Below are 13,655 nucleotides of genomic sequence, written 5' to 3'. Positions count from 1 at the left end.
ACTCTTGGCCAGGCAATAAATTAGGTTTTAACATATTGCTGTGCATTGATTTTTTATAAAATAAATAGCTTTAATTTTGTTGTGGTTTTAGGTTAGTGCAAGTAATTAATGCAAATGGATGAAAAACTTACAAGGATTCTCACATGCAAACACTTTTTAATACTGAGTTATCACTTATTCAAGCGCCAATGGCGGGTGTACAAAACTATCGCTTAGCTGCGGCAGTTTGTAATAGTGGTGGTTTAGGTTCATTACCTTGCGCCATGTTGTTAAAAGAGCAGCTACTAAGTGAAATTACAAAACTATCCCAGGCCACAGGTAAACCTTACAACTTAAATTTTTTTTGCCATAAACCAACATCTTATACTCAACAACAAAAGCGCCAATGGCATACACTACTCGCCCCTTATTTTACAGAGCTAGGAATCGACGAATCTAGCTTGGGTATGACGGCAACACGCCAGCCAATTAATAACGAGATAGTTGAGCTTATTGCGCCATTTAAGCCGCCAGTGGTAAGTTTTCATTTTGGTCTACCAACGACTGACATTGTAGAAAAAATTAAAAACTGGGGTGGTCAGGTTATTTCCAGTGCAACTACTGTGGATGAGGCTAAATGGCTTGAAGCTAACGGTGCTGATGCAGTTATTGCCCAAGGCCTTGAGGCGGGCGGCCATAGAGGTCACTTTTTATCAATGGATTTAAACTTGCAACAATCAACGGCGCTACTCGTTGAGCAATGTATTGGTGAGTTGAATATACCAGTCATCGCCGCAGGCGGCATTGCAACTGCAGAAGATGTTAAGCAAATGCTTGATCTGGGTGCTTGTGCAGTACAAGTGGGAAGTGCGTATTTATTATGCCAAGAGGCGACAGCTTCAGCGCTGCATAGGCAGGCTATTTTAAATAAAAATGTAAATAGTACCGCGCTCACGACTATTTTTTCTGGACGAGCGGCTAGGGGAATTGAAAACCGTATTATGCGTGAACTGGGCGCTTTACCCCCTCAAGCCCCAGCATTTCCATTTGCGAGTATTGCATCAGGAGCATTACGAACACGCTCTGAAGCGCTAGGGGTAAGTGACTTTTCGCCGTTATGGTGCGGGCAAAAATACATTACAAGAGATGCAGTTAGCGCAGAAGACATTACTAAGGAGTTAATGGCAATCGATGCATGATTTATCTAAACTTCAGTTAGGCGATAGCTATGCCACCTTGGCAAAGGCTATCCTTGCACAGTGTAACAAGCAGTTTGCGGTGACCACATTTGAACGAGGTGAGGTTTTACTTCAGCAAGGTCAAAAACAGCAGTTTGGCTATTTAGTCTTGGATGGGGTGTTAGCTGCATTTCATAACTCAGATAGCGGCGAAAAAAAGTGCAAGGAGTTCTATTTTAAAGATGAATTTGTACTGCTATTTGGTAACTGGCTCACTAAAACGCCTGCGCTATATCAAATTAAAGTGATAAAGTCTGCGCGGCTTATTGCTGTGCCATTAACTAAAATTGCACAACCAGACTGGTATGAGCTAAAGCTGCAATTGGTATCACAGCAATTATTATTTAAAGAAGCGAAAGAAGCATTTTTGCTATTAAATACACCAGAGCAGCGTTATCGTTATTTGTTGGCACAAAAGCCACACTGGCTGGCGCAGCTAACCCTAACTGAAGTAGCTATGTATATCGGTGTTTCACCTATTTCTTTATCGCGAATTCGTAAACGTCTTAACTTAAGTTAAGGCAACACTTGATTCAGTAAATTAGACTGCTGTTTTTCAGGAGTCAGTATGTTTTTACTATCACAATGTTTGGTCAGTGTTGCTACGCTGCTAGATTTAGCGTCATTTCAATTTAAATCTAGGCGATTCATTTTACTGTGTTTGTTTTGCTCGGTTTTATTGACTGCTTGGCACTTTTTTTTATTGGGGCAACAAAGTGCTGGTTGGCTAATGCTCATTGCAGCCGCACGGTACTTATATTGTGTTTTTGCAAGACGACTTTTGATGATGTTGTGTTTTATTTTATTAAGTGTAACTGCGGTTTCGTTAACGTGGCATAGTTGGTTAAGTGGAATTGCTTTAGCCGCTACACTTATTCAAACTGTGGCGTCATTTCAATCCCATGATCTTAAACTACGTTCCATGATGCTCGTAGGTACGAGCATGTGGATTGCGCACAATATAATGGTTGTATCGCCGATAGCCGTAGTAATGGAATGCTTATTTTTAACCAGTAATATAGTTGGTTTATATCGATTTTATCGTGATAAACCATTCCTTACTAAAGCTGCTTAGCTATTTCTTTTAGCAGGTAAGTTTCCCTAATGATAGATAGTCCTTGTTTGTCACTATTGGCTATTGTGCGTTCATTATGAGCAATGGCATCATGTATGTTTACCCATTTGGCTTGCATACCATTTTGCTGTTCGTAATGCTCTAACTGTGCTTGGCCTAGCTGTTCATCAATATCACAAAAATAGCAGTATGACTTGATGTGAATGACGGCAAAGTCACCTTTATACCAAGGGCGGTATTCTTCATAAAGGCCAAACTCACCCGTAACTTTTATATTTTGCGCACCGGTTTCTTCTTGCAGTTCACGAAGTAAACCTTGTTCAATGCTTTCACCTTTATCAACCCCACCGCCAGGTAGGCTGTAGTCTTCATAGCGCTGCGTATACATAAGTAAAATTTTGTCGCCTTTCAAAGCGATAGCACGGCTTGTAATGCGTGTAAATTGACTCTGATTATCGGCGTTAATACTAGGATGAATATAGGTTTTGAGAAGGCGCATATCTTTATAAGCAAAAATAAATTTATAAAATTATACCGTAAAAATGATCTAAATTAACTTAGCTTTCGTAAATCTTGAGTTAATAATCGATTTCATAGAATAAGCATGTATTTAATATGTTAGGCTGGTCGATAATAAAAAGCATAGGGATTTATCATGTTAAACATTCTTTTAGTCGATGATGACAGCGAGTTTAGTGATGTTGTATGTCATATCGTCGAATTCTTAGGCCACAATATAGACACTGCAGCTAATCTGGCAGAAGCTCAAGAGTGGTTTGTGAATAATACTTTTGATCATGTGTTTTTAGATTTTATGCTGCCTGATGGCAGTGGTTTGCATTTAGTTGAGCATTTAGAAAGTATTGGGCGAACGCCTAAAATCACGTTAATTTCAGGGCACCCATCAGTAAAAGGCAAATTAGCTGAAATGTGTGCACCTAATGTCGGTCACTTAGTTAAACCATTACAACGTGAAGACATTGAACGTGTTTTAAACCCTAAGAAAAACACTGAAAAGAAAAAGTTAAAACCAAGTATTGATAAGCATTTTGGTACATTAATTGGCGAGTCAGCTGTAATGCAGCAACTTTACACCATGATTGAACGCGTCGCGAATACCAACGCAAACGTGATGCTAATGGGTGAAAGTGGTGCGGGTAAAGAGGTCGTGGCGCAAGCGATTCATAATGCGAGCCAGTGCCAAGGACCATTGGTCGCGACTAACTGCGGTGCCTTATCAAAAGAATTAATTGGCAGTGAATTATTCGGCCATGAAAAAGGTGCTTTTACAGGCGCTATTGCCCGTAAAGAAGGTGTGTTTGAGCAAGCAGCCACAGGGACTTTATTTTTAGATGAAGTAACTGAAATGCCTATCGACATGCAACCTAATTTATTACGCGTGTTAGAGAGCAAAAAAGTAACCCGCGTGGGTGGTAATAAAGAGTTACCGGTCGACTGTAGGGTAATATCTGCAACAAATCGTTCTTTGACCGATTTAGCCCAAAATAACATTATTCGTGAGGATATATATTTCCGTTTAGCCGTTTTCCCTATTGATATACCTGCATTACGTGATCGCAAAGAAGATATTCCGCTGTTAGCCAAAGCATTTTTAGAGCAGCTTAACGAAGAGAATGGAACCGATTTTAAATGGCAAGCAAACCAATTGAAAGAGCTAGAAAGCTACGATTGGCCAGGAAATGTACGTGAGCTTCGTCATGCAATTCACCGAGCATTTATTATGAGCGACCCTAAAGGAAAAAATATTACTTTACCGCAAAATTTAGAGTCTCCTTTTTCTCGGGTTAATAAGCAAACTCAAACTAACCAAGTCAGTGCGGGTCAAACGATTGAAGAAGTTGAGAAAGAATTGATCCATGCCACGTTAGATAAAGTGCAAGGCAATAAAACGCTAGCTGCACAAATGCTCGGGATCAGTACAAAAACCTTGTATAACCGTTTAAATGCCTATGGTGGCATTGGTGAATATAGTTAATAAAATCTGGGAGATTCATGAGTAATAACGAAACATTAAGAACACTGGTTCATGATGCTCGAGCACCTTTGAATCGAATTTCAATGAATGCAGAGTTGATAAAATTAGTACTTGAAAATGACATGCCAAAAGACAAAGCATTGGCAGCACTTGATAAAATTATTGCAAATTGTCAGCAGTGTAGTGAGAGCTTACAAAATATTTCAGACTTAAACTCAACTGAGTAAATTTCATGATAAAGGAAAGTAAATGAAGCTGCAAAAGCAACAAGGTAAAACTAATATCGTTTGGGCAAGTTTTATCGCCGTTGTACTGTGTATTATTGTGGGAAATGCATTTTTAGCTAGCAACACGATTCAAAGTTTAAGCCAAACACAACAGCGCTTAGATGATACCGGCATGCTCAATAGCGCAATAGAAAAACTACATTTATCAATTGTTCAAGCTGAGTCGGGTCAACGTGGTTATTTACTTACCGGCGAAGATGATTATTTAGCGCCATATTACGATGCCTTGCAACAATTAAACTCGCAGGCCGCATTAGTTAAAGGTTTACGCTCTGAAATTGATGGACAAGCAGGTAAAGTCGCGCAATTGCTTCATTTAGTCGATGAAAAGGTTGCGGTACTAACACGTACAGCTCAACTCGCTTTAGCAGACAAAGAGCGCAGAGCTCATTATTTATTGGAAACGCACGAAGGACGCAATTTGTATCGTGAAATACGCGTTTTAGCCGATGAAATTCAGGATGCTGAGTCTACTTTTAAGCTGGTGCAGTTTAAAAAATTAGGACAAATTAAAAAAGAAGCTAAAATTACTTTTGCGATTACTGCGGTGACGAGTGCTTTATTAATAATAGGTATGTTTATACTGATTCGAATTAATTTACGAGAATCAGCAAAATACAGGCTAGAGCTAGAACATCAAAACGAAACCTTGGCTTCAAAGGTGACTGAACGCACTCAAGAATTGACGCTATACTCTGATGAGCTTAGTCGAAGCAACCGGGAGCTTGAAGAGTTTGCATTTGTCGCAAGCCATGATTTGCAAGAACCGTTACGTAAAATACAAGCGTTTAGTGACCGATTAGAAACCATGTTCAAAGATGAACTAGGCGAAAAAGGCATTGACTATATTGCACGAATGAAAAATGCGGCGCAACGTATGTCGAATTTGATAAATGATTTATTAGAGTTTTCCCGTGTGACAACGCGAGGAAAAGACTTTGTTGATACTGATTTAAAACAAGTGCTTAATGAAATTGTAAGTGATTTAGAAATCGCGATTAAAGAATCAAAAGCGCAAGTTAGTATCTCAGATATGCCTGTTATTCAGGCTGATCCAAGCCAAATGCAGCAGTTATTTTTAAACTTAGTATCTAATGCCGTTAAATTTAGACGAGAAGGTGTGGCACCCATTATCACTGTAGATTATCAACATCACAGCGAATTTAGTGATGACCATAATACAGAGATCGAATGGCAAGTTATCACTGTTAAAGATAATGGCATTGGTTTTTCACAAGAATATACAGACAAAATTTTTGTACCGTTTCAACGCCTACATGGACGCTCAGAATATAAAGGCACAGGAATTGGTTTATCCGTGTGTCGACGTATTGTTGAACGTCACGGTGGAACGATAACGGCACAAAGTAAAATCGGTGAAGGAGCTACTTTCATCATCAAACTACCTGTGGAAGCTGAGCTTTTCACATTGCAAGGAGAGGCTTAAATGCCATTCACTAAAGTAAAACCTATCACCATTTTAATGGCTGATGATGACGAAGATGATCGTTTATTAACGCAAGATGCATTGGCTGAAAGTCGTGTATTAAACGAGTTACACTTTGTTGAAGACGGTGTCGAGTTACTTGAATACTTAGAACGCAAAGGCAAATTTGAAAACAAAGATGCTTCACCGCGCCCTGGGTTAATTCTGTTAGATTTGAATATGCCAAGAATGGATGGCCGCGAAGCACTACAAGCAATTAAAGCTAATCCAAATTTAAAAGGGATACCGGTTGTGATCTTAACGACCTCAAAGCAAGAGGAAGACATGGTTAAAGGTTATGATTTAGGCGCTGCTTCATATATCACTAAACCCGTTACTTTCGATGGCTTAGTCGATTTAATGAAAGCACTAGGTAAATACTGGGTTGAATTCGTTGAGTTACCTAGTACTTTTAACGATTAAAGTGGAGACGCTATGTTAGATAAGCCTACTAAACTGTTACTAGTTGAAGATGATGAAGATGATTATATTCTGACCTGTGACTATTTAGAGCAGTTAAGTTCTCATACATTTGACATAGAGTGGATAAGCGAACCGAAGCAGGCGGTTAGTGTACTGAGTAAAAATCAGCATGATATTTGCCTGCTTGACTACCGTTTAGGTGCATCTGATGGCTTAGCGGTATTAAAGCAAGCTGTTGAAAATGGCTTTAACGGGCCAATAATAATGCTTACAGGGCAATCAGATGAGGAGCTGGATTCAGCGGCTCTTGATGCCGGAGCTGTAGATTACCTTGTTAAAAATGAAATGAGCAGCAGTCGTTTTGCCCGTTCAATTCGTTATGCATTAGCACGACGAGATGTTGAAGATGAGCGTATAGAAAGGCTTAAAGCTGAGGCTGAAAATCGCTCTAAGGATCGCTTTTTAGCGCATTTAAGTCATGAGTTACGTACGCCGTTGTCTTCCATCTTAGGATATACTGAATTACTCATGCAAAGTGAAGTTAATGATAGCGCAGGTAATGAGCTCGGTGTTATTTATCGTAACGGAAAACACTTACTCAGCTTGTTAAATGATGTGCTCGATTTATCAAAAATAGCTGCTGACAAACTTGAATTAACCTGTACAGATGTAAACTTAGATAGCTTAATGGCAGATGTGTTTACATTAATGCGGGTCTCAGCGCTTGATAAGGGCTTATCACTACGATTTGAATCATTACACCCTTTACCATTGATTGTTAGCATTGATGCTACACGCTTTCGTCAAATACTGATCAATATTATCAATAATGCGATTAAGTTTACCGAACAAGGTGAGATTATAGTTCGTGCTTGGACTATGGTTGTTGATAACAGAGAAATGCTGTTTTTTAGTATTAAAGACTCAGGTTTAGGTATTGCTCCAGAGAAACAGGCATTAATATTTAAGCCATTTGAGCAAATTGCAGATGTAGAATCTCGCTCTGTTGGTGGAGCAGGGCTTGGGCTGGCTATTTGCTCTGAATTATTAAGCCGAATGCAAGGTGGTATATCTTTAGAGTCTGAAATAGGAGAAGGCTCTGAGTTCACTATTTCTCTGTACCCAGGTAATATTGAAAATGTTGAACGACACGTGCTGAAACTTGATTTAACACCCAATATGCAGCAAAAAACAGCGCCTTGTAAAGTATCTGGCCGTGTATTGGTGGTTGATGATTTGCGAGATTTACGCGTACTTGTAGGGCATATGCTTTCATCGGCAGGCGCTAGAGTAGATTATGCTGAACATGGTAAGCAAGCTCTCGATAAAGTGAAGAAAGCAGAGCAAAGAGGAGAACCTTACGATATTGTATTTTTAGATATCCATATGCCAGTAATGGGCGGCAAAGAGGCCACAATCGAGCTTAGAAAAATGGGCTTTTCAGGTGCGATTATTGCACTCACTGCAGCGACGATGAAAGGGATCCATAGCGAACTTACAGCCTTAGGGTTCAATGATGTAATAGGAAAGCCCGTCGATGCGAGTTTACTTTATCAATGCTTACAAAGTTATTTAACTAACAGCCACAAGCCAGCCGCTAAAATAGCCAATGTAGATAAAGAGCCCGACACATCCGCATCAACAATACGGTATTTATTGGTTGAGGACGATGCCGACGCTGCTCAAATTACCCAACTCTTACTGGAAAGTTTAGGGGTAGAAACCGCTATTGCAGACAGTTTTGAGCAATGTACAACAATGCTTAAATCGGATGCAAACTACGATAAAATATTGCTAGATATGCATTTGCCGGACGGCAGTGGCCTTGAACTCGCTAAATATGTTAAACAACACTATCCACATCTAAAACGCGTGATTGTCAGCGGTGTTGAGCCAGATCCTATACAAATAGAGCAGTTGAAAATTGAACAAGTGCTATTAAAACCAATTAATTTGTCTTTATTATCAGGCCTTATTGATGCCTGATAATAGACTGACGAATTACAAGTTCAGGTTCAAAGAGCGTTTGTAATTTGGGTGTCGTTTTTTTATAAACTTTACTTAATATCCAATTTGCTGCCATTTTGCCCATATCATCGATAGGGTAATTAATGGTAGAGAGTGCAGGAGAAATGTGGCGGGTGAAAAAGACGTTATCAAAACCGATAATAGAAAGTTGACTTGGCATATTGATATGATGCTCTCTGGCACTGGCCATTGCACCGGTCGCCATTTCATCATTTGCACAAACGAGTGCAGTGAAATTATGAGCACTACGATATAGGTGTGTGAAGCCATGTGCTCCACTGTCTTCCATGAAGTTACCTTCGTACGATAATTGCTCATTAAAATCTAAGTTATGTTCACGTAAAGCTTGTTTATGGCCTGCGAGACGGTCTTGGGCGTCTTTTTTCCACAGAGGCCCGCTGATATAGGCTAGTTCTTTGTGGCCTTGTTCTAATACATATTTAGTTGCTAAATAACCACCATGTACGTTATCTAAAATAATACACCGATCAGCCAGCTCATTAATATATCGATTTAGTACGACAAACGGGGTTTTTCCTTTGCTCAGTTCAATTAAGTACTCATCTGTCACAGCTTCAACATGAAGTATTAAACCATCACAATTACGGCTAATTAAAAATTCAATAGCTTGCTCTTCTTGCTTTTGATCACTGTGACCCGCAGCGATAATAACGTGTTTGCCCTGAGCGCGAAAAACAGTCTCAATACCGCCCATCATAGGCCCGTAAAATGGCCCAGATAGTTCCGACACCAATAAGCCAACACTGTTCGAACAGTTTGATGCAAGTGATTGAGCAATTGAATTTGGTCGGTAGCCAAGCTCCGCCATCGCAGACATGACTTTTTTTCGAGTTACATCAGTGACATTAGCATTGTTATTCATAACTCTTGAGACAGTTGCCAGCGATACTCCCGCAAGCTTTGACACCTCATAAATGGTGGCCATGTTAATCCTTTTTCGTATCAGACGATGCTTTATTTCGAGCTGTTAAATCAGTATTTATTTGCGCTACGGTTTTATTATCCAGAATATACCTTTTCATGATCACGGCGACAAGCACGCTGCCGATAGCGGGGTATAAAGTGAATGAGGTTAATATGCCATGTTTAGTTGCTTGTGAAAGCTCAGTATCTGCTTGATAACCATAATAGGCTAGTAACCACCCAGCACCTGCGCCACCAAGAGCTAGGCCAAGTTTAATAAAAAATACTACGCTAGCGTAGACCAAGCCGGTTAAACGTTGGCCGTCTTGCCATTGCCCAAACTCAATTGTATCGGCCATTTTTGCCCATAATAATGGTGTTGCCATTTGAGTAAAGAAACACCATAAAAAGTACACTAAAAACGCAAGGAACAGATTTTCACCAGGGAGCCAAAATGCGATACAGCTAATGGCAGCGGAGATGTATTGTAGGTAAATATAAGCCGTTTTTTTATCAACATATTTACTAAGAGGTTGGGCGCACGCACAACCTAAAATATTTCCAAGCATGCCTAATGTTACAAATTGTGTGACTAGATCTGCTTCACCAAGTACGTATTTAACGTAGTAAATAGCCAGAGTTGTACGTAGTACCATACTGGTTAGTAGCATCAATGATGCACCACAAAGCACTCTAAATGGGCCGTTCCGCCAAAGTACAGCCATCTGTTTTTTAAGTTTTAATTGACTATTTTGTGCTGCACTCACGCGCTCTTTAGTGAACTTAAAACAAATAAGAAATAATGCAACACCGAAGCAGCTCATCAGCACCATGGTTAGCTGGTAGCCTAACGCGTTATCGCCTTTACCGAGCCAATCCACAAGTGGCAATGTGCAGCTACTGACGATTAGGCCGCCAAGCATGCCAAATACAAAGCGATATGATTGAATAGATACTCGCTCATTTGGATCTTTACTCAGTACGCCGCCTAGAGCGGAGTAGGGAATATTGATTGCGGTATAAACTAACATTAACAGGGTGTAAGTAATAAACGCATAAATCACTTTCCCCGTTGGCGATAACTCTGGTGTGGTAAAGGTGATAATACTGATCACCCCAAATGGCACTGCTAGCCACAGTAAATACGGGCGATAACTGCCATAACGAGTACGAGTTGAATCAGTAAGCGAGCCCATTAGTGGATCTGTTACTGCGTCAACAATTCGTACCACTAAAAATAATGTGCCTACCACCGCCGGTGATATACCAAAAATATCAGTGTAGAAAAAAGTTAAAAATAGCATTACCGTTTGAAAGATAATGTTGCTTGCAGTATCACCTAAACCGTAGGCTATTTTTTCTTTTTTAGTTAGCATGGTAGGTACTCATTATTAGCGTTGTTTTAATAGTGCACAATATTGTTTAGCGCTTTCTTTAAGTATACGTTGCTGAGTTTGGTAATTAATATAAACGAGGCCAAAACGCTTTTCATAGCCGTAGGCCCATTCAAAATTATCCATTAAACTCCAGGCAAAATACCCTTGTACGTTTACACCTTGGTTTATGGCATCGTTAACAGCATTTAAGTGGGTATGATAATAGCTTACACGCTCATAATCGAGTACTTGATTGTCATGAACGCTGTCGGCCATTGCGGCACCGTTTTCCGTAATATAAATTTTTGGTAAAGTATAAAGCTCATTTAATGATACCAGCAGTTCAGTTAAGCCTTGTGGGTATACTTCCCAACCCATATCTGTAATCGGCACATTAGTTAGGTTGGCTTCTTCGAACCAGTTATCAGCAGTACATTTATAATGGATGCGGGTGTAATAATTGACCCCTAAATAATCGATAGGTTGGCTTATTATTGCCATATCTTGTGGTTGAATGTCTGGCTGTACTTGCTCTGGTAGTTCATTGAGTAGTGACGGGTACTCGCCTTCTATTATCGCTTTTATATACCACTGGTTATGATATTGATCAGCTTGAAATGCAGCTAATTTGTCATTAGTTGTAAGTGGGTAGGTTGGGCTAAAATTAAGAACAATGCCGGCTTCTGTTTCAGGGCTATTCTTGCGCAATACTTGCATGGCAAGACCATGTCCAAGTAACAAGTGATGTGCAGCTTGACGTCCTGCTTTTTGGCTTTTTATGCCTGGTGCATGTACGCCAATTTCATAGCCTAAGTAAGCGCTACAAAATGGTTCGTTTAATGTTGCATAGGAGTCAACCAACCCAGCAAGCTCTTTACTGACAATATCGGCATAGGCTGCAAAAGCATAAGCGGTATCGCGGTTTACCCAGCCACCATCATCTTCTAAATACTGAGGCAAATCCCAGTGATACAAAGTGACATAGGTTTTAATATTTCGTGCTTTTAATGCCGCTAGTAAATCGCGGTAAAAGCCCATACCTTGTTGATTAGCAGTACCATCTTGGTTCATTGCACGAGGCCATGAAATAGAAAGTCGATAGGCATCAACAGCTAAATCAGCAATCATCTCTACATCTTGTTGCCATAAATTAACGTGATCACATGCAGTGTCGCCGTCACTTTTATCTGCAATTGCATTAGGCTGTTTACAGAATGTGTCCCAAATGCATGCTAGGCGTGTGTCTCTCGCCCCCTCTATTTGAAAAGACGCTGTAGCCACTCCAAATGTAAATGATGGTTTTAGCATTGGCGAATGGCTGGGTAAAGAAATTGTTTTAAACACGATTGGGTGTCCTGTAACTTATAATAGCAATTTGTATAAGGTTGAATACAATATAGCTGGTTTATGTAAGCGCTTACAATATTGTTGTAAATAAATTGCTAAATTCGATTTATATGATATAAATGTAAGCGCTTACATTTTATGTTGCAACTATTATTTGCTTTTAAAAATTATACTTAAAGTATCCTAATAGGTGTAATGAACTGATAATTAATAATTAATTAGAGATATATTATGGCACAAGCGCCTTTGACAACAAATCACCACAGCCAAGTACAGGGGATGCCTAAGCAAACATTTGCTTTAGCGTCACTGACCACATTGTTTTTTATGTGGGGCTTTATTACCTGTTTAAACGATATTTTAATTCCTTATTTAAAAGGAATGTTCTCGCTCAATTATACCCAAGCAATGCTAGTTCAATTTTGCTTTTTTGGAGCCTACTTTGTGATGTCAATCCCTGCAGGGAAGTTGGTAAGCAAAATAGGTTATCAGTACGGTATTGTCGTTGGTTTAGTTGTTGCAGCAATAGGTTGTGCACTATTTTACCCAGCAGCAGATGCACACGTGTATGAACTATTTTTGTTTGCTTTATTCGTATTAGCAAGTGGTATCACAATTTTACAAGTCTCTGCGAATCCTTATGTTAGTGTTTTAGGCTCTGCAAAAACAGCATCTTCGCGATTAACAATGACCCAAGCATTCAATTCGCTAGGTACAGCTGTAGCCCCAATTTTTGGTGGTTGGTTAATCCTCAGCGAAGTAAGCCAAGCAACGGCTGAACAAGTTAAACTTCCTTATTTAATTTTATCTGCAAGCTTATTGATGTTGGCAGTAATCTTTATATTTTTAAAGCTACCTAAACTTGGTAAAGCCGAGTCAAATGAGGCCGTTCAAGTAGATGAGAATTTTGTTGATTTAGGCAGTGTTTGGCAATATCGCCATCTTATTTTTGGTGCTTTAGGTATTTTTGTTTATGTAGGTGCTGAAGTCGCAATTGGTAGTTTTTTAGTGGGCTTCTTAACACTTGACCACATTGCAGCGTTGAGCGAACAACAAGCAGCTCATTATATTAGTTATTACTTTGCAGGCGCAATGATAGGTCGTTTTGCTGGTGCCGTCATTATGCAAAAAATTAACGCTCATACAGTACTAGCTTGCCATGCTGTTTTAGCCGTAGTGCTCATTTTAGTTGCTATGACAGGGCAAGGCACACTAGCAATGTGGGCCATTTTATTAGTGGGTTTATGTAATTCAATTATGTTCCCAACTATTTTTAGCCTAGCACTACAGGGTTTGGGGAAATACACCTCGCAAGGGTCAGGCATTTTATGTTTAGCCATTGTTGGTGGTGCAATCATACCACTATTACAGGGCATGCTAGCCGATAGTATTGGCGTGCAGTTAGCGCTGTTATTACCAATTGGTTGTTATATTTATATCACTTACTTTGCGCTTTTTGGCTCAAAAGTATCTTCAACTCGTCATTTATAATTAGG

13 protein-coding genes are annotated in these 13,655 nt (G+C 39.7%); 9 read left to right on the top strand and 4 right to left on the bottom strand.

What is annotated here, in order from left to right; all coding sequences use genetic code 11:
* Positions 1-143: 143 nt before the first annotated feature.
* Genes B5G52_RS09610 through B5G52_RS09600 form a run of 3 tightly spaced genes read left to right on the top strand, consistent with a single transcriptional unit; the run spans position 144 to position 2,292 of the window.
* Complete coding sequence (locus B5G52_RS09610; RefSeq protein ID WP_087532446.1) at positions 144-1,178, top strand: nitronate monooxygenase family protein; 1,035 nt, start codon at positions 144-146, stop codon at positions 1,176-1,178.
* Entirely contained in the window at positions 1,171-1,737 is a 567-nt protein-coding gene (locus tag B5G52_RS09605) for a Crp/Fnr family transcriptional regulator (RefSeq protein WP_087532445.1), read from the top strand. Before B5G52_RS09610 ends, B5G52_RS09605 begins: the two co-directional genes overlap by 8 nt.
* A gap of 48 nt (positions 1,738-1,785) precedes the next feature.
* Positions 1,786-2,292: a YgjV family protein gene (locus B5G52_RS09600; RefSeq protein WP_087532444.1), complete on the top strand. Its 507-nt coding sequence runs from the start codon at positions 1,786-1,788 to the stop codon at positions 2,290-2,292.
* On the opposite strand, the gene B5G52_RS09595 is transcribed toward B5G52_RS09600, so the two are convergent.
* Positions 2,279-2,791 carry an NUDIX hydrolase gene (locus B5G52_RS09595; RefSeq protein WP_087532443.1) on the bottom strand — a complete coding sequence of 171 codons (513 nt, stop codon included), beginning with the start codon at positions 2,789-2,791 and terminating at the stop codon, positions 2,279-2,281. The two genes, B5G52_RS09600 and B5G52_RS09595, sit on opposite strands and share 14 nt — an antisense overlap.
* Positions 2,792-2,947: 156 nt before the next feature.
* Here B5G52_RS09595 and B5G52_RS09590 point away from each other — a divergent pair, with 156 nt between their 5' ends.
* Genes B5G52_RS09590 through B5G52_RS09570 form a run of 5 tightly spaced genes read left to right on the top strand, consistent with a single transcriptional unit; the run spans position 2,948 to position 8,470 of the window.
* Entirely contained in the window at positions 2,948-4,288 is a 1,341-nt protein-coding gene (locus tag B5G52_RS09590) for a sigma-54 dependent transcriptional regulator (protein ID WP_087532442.1), read from the top strand.
* A gap of 17 nt (positions 4,289-4,305) precedes the next feature.
* A complete protein-coding gene (locus B5G52_RS09585; RefSeq protein WP_087532441.1) occupies positions 4,306-4,515 on the top strand; it encodes a histidine kinase dimerization/phospho-acceptor domain-containing protein in 210 nt (69 codons plus the stop codon).
* A 22-nt stretch (positions 4,516-4,537) separates the two neighbouring features.
* Positions 4,538-6,022, top strand: a complete 1,485-nt coding sequence (locus B5G52_RS09580; protein ID WP_087532440.1) for an ATP-binding protein — start codon at positions 4,538-4,540, stop codon at positions 6,020-6,022.
* Positions 6,023-6,484: a response regulator gene (locus B5G52_RS09575; RefSeq protein WP_087532439.1), complete on the top strand. Its 462-nt coding sequence runs from the start codon at positions 6,023-6,025 to the stop codon at positions 6,482-6,484.
* Positions 6,485-6,496: 12 nt separating this feature from the next.
* The gene (locus tag B5G52_RS09570; protein ID WP_087532438.1) at positions 6,497-8,470 is read left to right on the top strand and encodes a response regulator; all 1,974 of its coding nucleotides are present in this window, start codon (positions 6,497-6,499) and stop codon (positions 8,468-8,470) included.
* Here the strand turns inward: B5G52_RS09570 and B5G52_RS09565 are convergent.
* From B5G52_RS09565 to B5G52_RS09555, 3 genes are read right to left on the bottom strand one after another with little or no spacing between them, the layout of a single operon-like run.
* On the bottom strand, positions 8,457-9,458 hold the full coding sequence (locus tag B5G52_RS09565; protein WP_087532437.1) for a LacI family DNA-binding transcriptional regulator: 1,002 nt from the start codon (positions 9,456-9,458) through the stop codon (positions 8,457-8,459). The genes B5G52_RS09570 and B5G52_RS09565 overlap by 14 nt on opposite strands.
* A gap of 1 nt (position 9,459) precedes the next feature.
* Positions 9,460-10,812 carry a glycoside-pentoside-hexuronide (GPH):cation symporter gene (locus tag B5G52_RS09560; protein WP_087532436.1) on the bottom strand — a complete coding sequence of 451 codons (1,353 nt, stop codon included), beginning with the start codon at positions 10,810-10,812 and terminating at the stop codon, positions 9,460-9,462.
* Positions 10,813-10,827: 15 nt separating this feature from the next.
* Entirely contained in the window at positions 10,828-12,120 is a 1,293-nt protein-coding gene (locus B5G52_RS09555; protein WP_176372535.1) for a GH1 family beta-glucosidase, read from the bottom strand.
* 270 nt (positions 12,121-12,390) lie between these two features.
* On the opposite strand from B5G52_RS09555, the gene B5G52_RS09550 reads away from it, so the two are divergent.
* Positions 12,391-13,650, top strand: a complete 1,260-nt coding sequence (locus tag B5G52_RS09550; RefSeq protein WP_087532434.1) for a sugar MFS transporter — start codon at positions 12,391-12,393, stop codon at positions 13,648-13,650.
* The last annotated feature ends 5 nt before the right edge of the window (positions 13,651-13,655 follow it).

The organism is Pseudoalteromonas sp. A601 (assembly GCF_002165575.1).
Classification (GTDB): Bacteria; Pseudomonadota; Gammaproteobacteria; order Enterobacterales; family Alteromonadaceae; genus Pseudoalteromonas.
The sequence above is the reverse complement of the archived record's forward strand: the minus strand, read 5'-3'. Positions and strand labels throughout refer to the sequence as shown.

Bases quoted from the DNA above. Each gene is read 5' to 3' on its own strand.
- B5G52_RS09610 (WP_087532446.1), top strand. From the start codon at position 144: ATGCAAACACTTTTTAATACTGAGTTATCACTTATTCAAGCGCCAATG.
- B5G52_RS09605 (WP_087532445.1), top strand. From the start codon at position 1,171: ATGCATGATTTATCTAAACTTCAGTTAGGCGATAGCTATGCCACCTTG.
- B5G52_RS09600 (WP_087532444.1), top strand. From the start codon at position 1,786: ATGTTTTTACTATCACAATGTTTGGTCAGTGTTGCTACGCTGCTAGAT.
- B5G52_RS09595 (WP_087532443.1), bottom strand. From the start codon at position 2,791: ATGCGCCTTCTCAAAACCTATATTCATCCTAGTATTAACGCCGATAAT.
- B5G52_RS09590 (WP_087532442.1), top strand. From the start codon at position 2,948: ATGTTAAACATTCTTTTAGTCGATGATGACAGCGAGTTTAGTGATGTT.
- B5G52_RS09585 (WP_087532441.1), top strand. From the start codon at position 4,306: ATGAGTAATAACGAAACATTAAGAACACTGGTTCATGATGCTCGAGCA.
- B5G52_RS09580 (WP_087532440.1), top strand. From the start codon at position 4,538: ATGAAGCTGCAAAAGCAACAAGGTAAAACTAATATCGTTTGGGCAAGT.
- B5G52_RS09575 (WP_087532439.1), top strand. From the start codon at position 6,023: ATGCCATTCACTAAAGTAAAACCTATCACCATTTTAATGGCTGATGAT.
- B5G52_RS09570 (WP_087532438.1), top strand. From the start codon at position 6,497: ATGTTAGATAAGCCTACTAAACTGTTACTAGTTGAAGATGATGAAGAT.
- B5G52_RS09565 (WP_087532437.1), bottom strand. From the start codon at position 9,458: ATGGCCACCATTTATGAGGTGTCAAAGCTTGCGGGAGTATCGCTGGCA.
- B5G52_RS09560 (WP_087532436.1), bottom strand. From the start codon at position 10,812: ATGCTAACTAAAAAAGAAAAAATAGCCTACGGTTTAGGTGATACTGCA.
- B5G52_RS09555 (WP_176372535.1), bottom strand. From the start codon at position 12,120: ATGCTAAAACCATCATTTACATTTGGAGTGGCTACAGCGTCTTTTCAA.
- B5G52_RS09550 (WP_087532434.1), top strand. From the start codon at position 12,391: ATGGCACAAGCGCCTTTGACAACAAATCACCACAGCCAAGTACAGGGG.